Raw genomic sequence first — 5,058 nt, forward strand, 5'->3', positions numbered from 1 at the left:
GAGCTCGCGCCGGCGCTCGCACCAGCACCAGGGCGGCGGCGATGCCGCGCCCCGTCGGCGATGCCGCCCGCCGCGATCACCGGCACCGGCACCGCATCCGCCACCTGGGGCACCAGCGCGAAGGTGCCCGGCTGGCGCGCCATGGCCGCCGCCATGCCCGTCTTTCCCCTCGGCATCAAGGAAGGTGGCACGGTGGCCGCCGGCCTCCAGCCCCATGGCGATCACGGCGTCGCAGCCGTGATCGGCGAGGAAGCGCGCCTCCGCCACCGTGGTGGCGGCCGAGATCACCGTGGCGCCGCACCGCTTCACGCGCTCCAGCAGTGCCGGCTCCGGCAGGCCGAAATGGAAGCTCACCACCTCCGGCCGGATGCGCTCCACTAGGGCGCAGAAATCGGCGTCGAACGGCGTGCGCCCGCCGGCCAGCGGGGTGATCTCAGGATCGATCCCCAGTTCCACGTAATAGGGCGCGAGCCGCGTGCGCCAGGCGAGCATGGCGACCGGATCGGGCGCGGGCGGGTGGTGGCAGAAGAAATTGGCGTTCACCGGCCCGTCGACGGCGTCGCGCACCTGGCGCAGCGCCGCCTCGAACTGGGCGAGGTCGTACATGGCGCAGGGCAGGGCGCCGAGCCCGCCGGCCTTGGTGACGGCCGCCGCCAGTTCCGGCGTCCCGGGGCCTGCGAGCGGGCCGAGCAGGATCGGCAGCTCGATGCCGAACAGGTCCAGCAGACGGCGGTCCGGCCAGCTCCCGCGGGCGGGGCGGGCGGATTGCGGCGCGGCGGCGGATGGGGCGGGAGCGGATGGGACGGGAGCGGACATGGCGCGTCTCCTCGGGCGCTTCGGCCCAGGTTCGGCAGGGACAGGGGCAAGTGCCGAGGCAGGCGCCTTGCGCGGCGCCGATCGGGGTGCAATATTCCTAAAATAAGAATGAAAATCAAATATCATTCTTGAAATCGGAATTTGGCCGTGGACCTCTCCAGCCTCGAAGTGTTCCGCGCGGTCGCCGAGACCGGCAGCGTCACCCGCGCCGCCGCGGCGCTCGACCGCGCGCCGTCCAACGTCACCACCCGCATCCGGGCGCTGGAGGACGATCTGGGCGCGGCCTTGTTCCTGCGCGACGGCAAGCGCATGGCGCTTACCGCCGAGGGCGAGACCTTCCTCGCTTATGCGATGCGGCTGCTGGCGCTGGAGGTGGAGGCGCGGGGCGCGGTGCGGCCGGGCGTTCCCTCCGGTCGGCTCCGGCTCGGCGCCATGGAGAGCACGGCGGCAAGCCGGCTGCCGGAGCCGCTGGCCCGCTTCCATGCGGCCTGGCCGGAGGTGGCGCTGGACCTCGTCACCGGCACCAGTCGCGACCTTGCCGACCGGGTGCGCGACCATGCCCTGGACTGCGCCCTCATCGCCGCCGTGCCGGGGGAGGACGAGAACCTCGACCCGGCGCTGGCGGCGGTGCCGCTGTTCGCCGAGGACCTGCTGCTCGTCGCGCCGGCCGGCCACGGCCCGATCGCCGGCCCGGACGATGTCGGCCCCGACACTCTCGCGGCCCTGCCGGCCGGCTGCACCTATCGCGCTGTGGCGGAGGCCTGGCTGCAGGGCGGCGGGCCGGCGGCCGCTGCGGCGCATCGAGCTTGCGTCCTACGACGCCATGCTGGCCTGCGTCGCGCCGGGGTGGCGGTGGCGGTGGTGCCGCGCTCGGTGCTCGATCTGCGGCCGGGGCTGGCCGGCCTCGTCACCGCCCCCATCGCCCGCCTGCCGACCCTGCTGATCCGCCGCCGGGGCTACCGCTCCGCCGCGTTCGAGGCGCTGAGGGCGGTACTGGCGGCATCCCATCAGGCGGCGTGATGGGTGCATCAGGGGAAATCGCTGTCCTTCGTGCTGCCTAGCATTTAAGCAGCACAGGCGGGTCCCATCGCGCGGCCCCTGTTCCGGAACCCTCCATGCAGCGCCGCGTCCTCATCGGCCTTCTCCTGGGCTTCTGCGGCGTCGTCATGTTCGGCGTGACCCTGCCCATGACGCGCCTTGCCCTCGACGATCTCGGCCCGTGGTTCATCTCGTTCGGGCGCGCCACCATCGGCGGCGTGCTGGCAGTGCTGCTGGTCCTCGTGATGGGCCGGCGCGTGCCGCTGCGCGGGCGCACGCTGCGTGACCTGCTGGTCGCCACCGTCACCCTGGTGTTCATGTTCCCGCTGCTGATGGCGGTGGCGACGCAGACCGTGCCGGCCTCGCACGGCGGCGTGGTGCTGGGGCTGCTGCCGCTCACTACCGCCATCGCCGCCATGCTGTTCGCGGGCGAGCGCCCGAGCCTCGGCCTGATCGGCGCGAGCGCCACCGGCGCCGCGCTGATCGCCACCTTCGCCCTGCGCAACGGCGCCACCGAGGGCCTCGGCTATGGCGACGGGCTGCTGGTGCTGGCGGTGATCGCCTGCAGCTGCGGCTATGCGGTGGCGGGGCGGCTGGCGCGCACCATGACGGGCTGGGAGGTGATCTGCTTCATGCTGATCCTGGCGCTGCCAGTGAACCTCGTGGGCGCGCTGCTCACCTTCCCGGCCCATGTGGCGGCGGTGGCGTGGCCCTCCTGGGCGGCGCTCGCCTATCTCGGCGTCATCAGCCAGTTCGTCGGCTTCTTCTTCTGGAACGCCGGCCTCGCCATGGGCGGCATCGCCCGCGTCGGCCAGGTGCAGTTGCTGCAGACCTTCGTCACCGTGGGCCTCGCCTGGCCCATCAATGGCGAGGTGCCGACGCTGGAGACGGTGGGCTTCGCGGTCGCCGTGGTGGCGGTGGTGGCGTTCGCCAGCGCGCCGGGCGCAAGCGGGACGCCACATGAAAACGCCCCCAGCGGGGGCCGTTTCCGGAAGCAGAGGCGCAGCGTCCTCAGGCTGCCTTGCGGCGCGAGGTGATGAGCTTCCTGTTCACCAGCACCTCGGCGATCTGCACCGCATTGAGCGCGGCGCCCTTGCGCAGGTTGTCCGACACGCACCAGAAGGCGATGCCGTTGTCCACGGTCGGGTCGTCGCGCAGGCGCGAGATGTAGGTGGCGTCCTCGCCGGCCGCCTCGTGCGGGGTGGCGTAGCCGCCCGGCTCGCGGGTGTCGATGACGAGGATGCCGGGGGCCTCGCGCAGGATCTTGCGCGCGTCCTCGGCGGACAGCTCGTTCTCGAACTCCACGTTCACCGCCTCGGAGTGGGAGATGAAGACCGGCACGCGGACGCAGGTGGCCGTGAGCTTGATCTTGGGGTCGAGGATCTTCTTGGTCTCGGCCACCATCTTCCACTCTTCCTTGGTCGAGCCGTCATCGAGGAAGACGTCGATCTGGGGAATGAGGTTGAAGGCGATGCGCTTCGGGAACTTCTTCGGCTCCACCGGGTCGGAGACGAACACCGCGCGGGTCTGGGTGAACAGCTCGTCCATGGCGTCCTTGCCGGCGCCGGAGACGGACTGGTAGGTGGAGACCACCACGCGCTTGATGGTCGCGGCGTCGTGCAGCGGCTTCAGCGCCACCACGAGCTGCGCCGTGGAGCAGTTCGGGTTGGCGATGATGTTCTTCTTGGCAAAGCCGGTGATGGCGTCCGCGTTCACCTCCGGGACGATGAGGGGGACGTCCGGGTCCATGCGCCACTGGGAGGAATTGTCGATGACGACGCAGCCCTGCGCGCCGATCTTCGGCGACCATTCCTTCGACACGGCTCCGCCGGCGGACATCAGGCAGATGTCGGTGTCGGAGAAGTCGTAGGTCTCGAGGTTCTTCACCTTCAGGGTTTTGTCGCCAAAGGAGACCTCCACGCCCTGCGAGCGGCGCGAAGCGAGCGCGACCACCTCGTCCGCGGGGAAGCCCCGCTCGGCGAGGATCGACAGAATCTCCCGGCCCACGTTGCCCGTGGCGCCGACGACGGCGACCTTGTAACCCATGGTGTTCCTCGGAAAAATGCCCGCCCCCATTCATCCGGGGCGGAGGATGCGCTTTTAGGACGAGCGCGCGCGGGCGCAACGCCGCGCCGCGCAAGGCTGGGGCGAGCGTGGCGCGGGGGTGATTCGGACGCGGGACGCCGGCCCGGCGCCTTCCGCCTTCCCTTGGGGCGCCGTGGCGCTCCTTCCCCAAGGGCGCCCAGCCGCCCCGAACTGTTGCCGGCAGGCCACGCGGTGGCCGTCTCCGGCCGGGAACCGGGGTGCCGCGCGGACCGTTTCCTTGCCTGACGGCCAAGCATGCCGTAACCAAGAGCCGACGGCCGTGCGCCGTTCTGGGAGGCTATCCATGCGTTTCGCGCCCGCTCTCACCCTCGCTGCCGTGCTCGCGGTTGCGTTTGCCGGCACGGCCGAGGCGCAGACGTCGTCCAAGAAGCGCACCCAGATCACCATCTCCAAGCGCTCGTATCTCGATCCCGGCACGGTGGTGAAGCCGGGCTCGAAGTCCTATACGGACTATGCGCTGCCGCTGAACTACAACTTCCCGAACTATCAGGGCAGCGCCGTCGGCCCCGGACCGATCACCGGTATCCGCTCGCCGCTGCCCGGCCCGTTCGACCTGCCGGGCTACTGAACCCCTGCCGCCCCTCCCGCCGGTTAGGCCGGCCGCGCCGGATGCGCGGCCCGTGTGATTCGCATCATCCGGGGCAGGCAAGCGGCGAAACGGTAAAATAGTAGTACCGCTCGCACTCTCGGCTGAGGCGGAACCTTTCCCAATACCTCTCCCAGCGTTCGACGCTCCGCCCAGCGCGAAGCGAGTGGCGCAGGCTTTGGCGCAGCTATAGCTTTTGCCCGGGCGGTCGGGAGTTCAGTCCATGGACGAGTTGGTATGGCTGGTGCTGCTGGTGCTCGCCTTTCCGGTGATGGCGATCATCGCCCTCGTGCTGGCGATCAAGGCGCGCGGCCGCATCCGCGCCCTGGAGGAGAAGGTGGCGGAGCTGGACTTGCGCTTGCGCGGCGCGGGTGTGGCCCCGGTCCCGCTTCCGGAGGGCGAGATCCCGTTGCTGGGCGTCCCGCTCCCGCCTGTTCCGTCCGGCTCGCCGCTCGCCCGCTTCGCCACCAAAGAGGCGCCTCCCCCCGAGGCTGCCCCCGCCGAGCCGGCCG

The 5,058-nt window shown here is 71.0% G+C and carries 5 protein-coding genes and 2 pseudogenes; 4 read left to right on the top strand and 3 right to left on the bottom strand.

Features of this window, described 5'->3' with window-relative positions:
• Both AC2W7M_RS19470 and AC2W7M_RS19475 read right to left on the bottom strand, forming a co-directional pair.
• A partial coding sequence (locus AC2W7M_RS19470) for a nitronate monooxygenase (protein WP_486134204.1) occupies positions 1 to 176 on the bottom strand: 176 nt, incomplete at its 3' end.
• A 64-nt stretch (positions 177 to 240) separates the two neighbouring features.
• A pseudogene (locus AC2W7M_RS19475) lies at positions 241 to 942 on the bottom strand (NAD(P)H-dependent flavin oxidoreductase); the annotation flags it as partial.
• A gap of 21 nt (positions 943 to 963) precedes the next feature.
• Here AC2W7M_RS19475 and AC2W7M_RS19480 point away from each other — a divergent pair.
• Positions 964 to 1,836: a LysR family transcriptional regulator gene (locus AC2W7M_RS19480; protein ID WP_486134196.1), complete on the top strand. Its 873-nt coding sequence runs from the start codon at positions 964 to 966 to the stop codon at positions 1,834 to 1,836.
• A gap of 95 nt (positions 1,837 to 1,931) precedes the next feature.
• Entirely contained in the window at positions 1,932 to 2,891 is a 960-nt protein-coding gene (locus tag AC2W7M_RS19485) for a DMT family transporter (RefSeq protein WP_486134198.1), read from the top strand.
• On the opposite strand, the gene AC2W7M_RS19490 is transcribed toward AC2W7M_RS19485, so the two are convergent.
• The gene (locus tag AC2W7M_RS19490; protein WP_486134200.1) at positions 2,866 to 3,900 is read right to left on the bottom strand and encodes an aspartate-semialdehyde dehydrogenase; all 1,035 of its coding nucleotides are present in this window, start codon (positions 3,898 to 3,900) and stop codon (positions 2,866 to 2,868) included. The genes AC2W7M_RS19485 and AC2W7M_RS19490 overlap by 26 nt on opposite strands.
• Positions 3,901 to 4,243: 343 nt before the next feature.
• On the opposite strand from AC2W7M_RS19490, the gene AC2W7M_RS19495 reads away from it, so the two are divergent.
• A complete protein-coding gene (locus AC2W7M_RS19495; protein ID WP_486134202.1) occupies positions 4,244 to 4,528 on the top strand; it encodes a hypothetical protein in 285 nt (94 codons plus the stop codon).
• A gap of 241 nt (positions 4,529 to 4,769) precedes the next feature.
• A pseudogene (locus AC2W7M_RS19500) lies at positions 4,770 to 5,058 on the top strand (hypothetical protein); the annotation flags it as partial.

The sequence above is a fragment of the Xanthobacter sp. BG11Y11_SDJG genome (assembly GCF_057364445.1).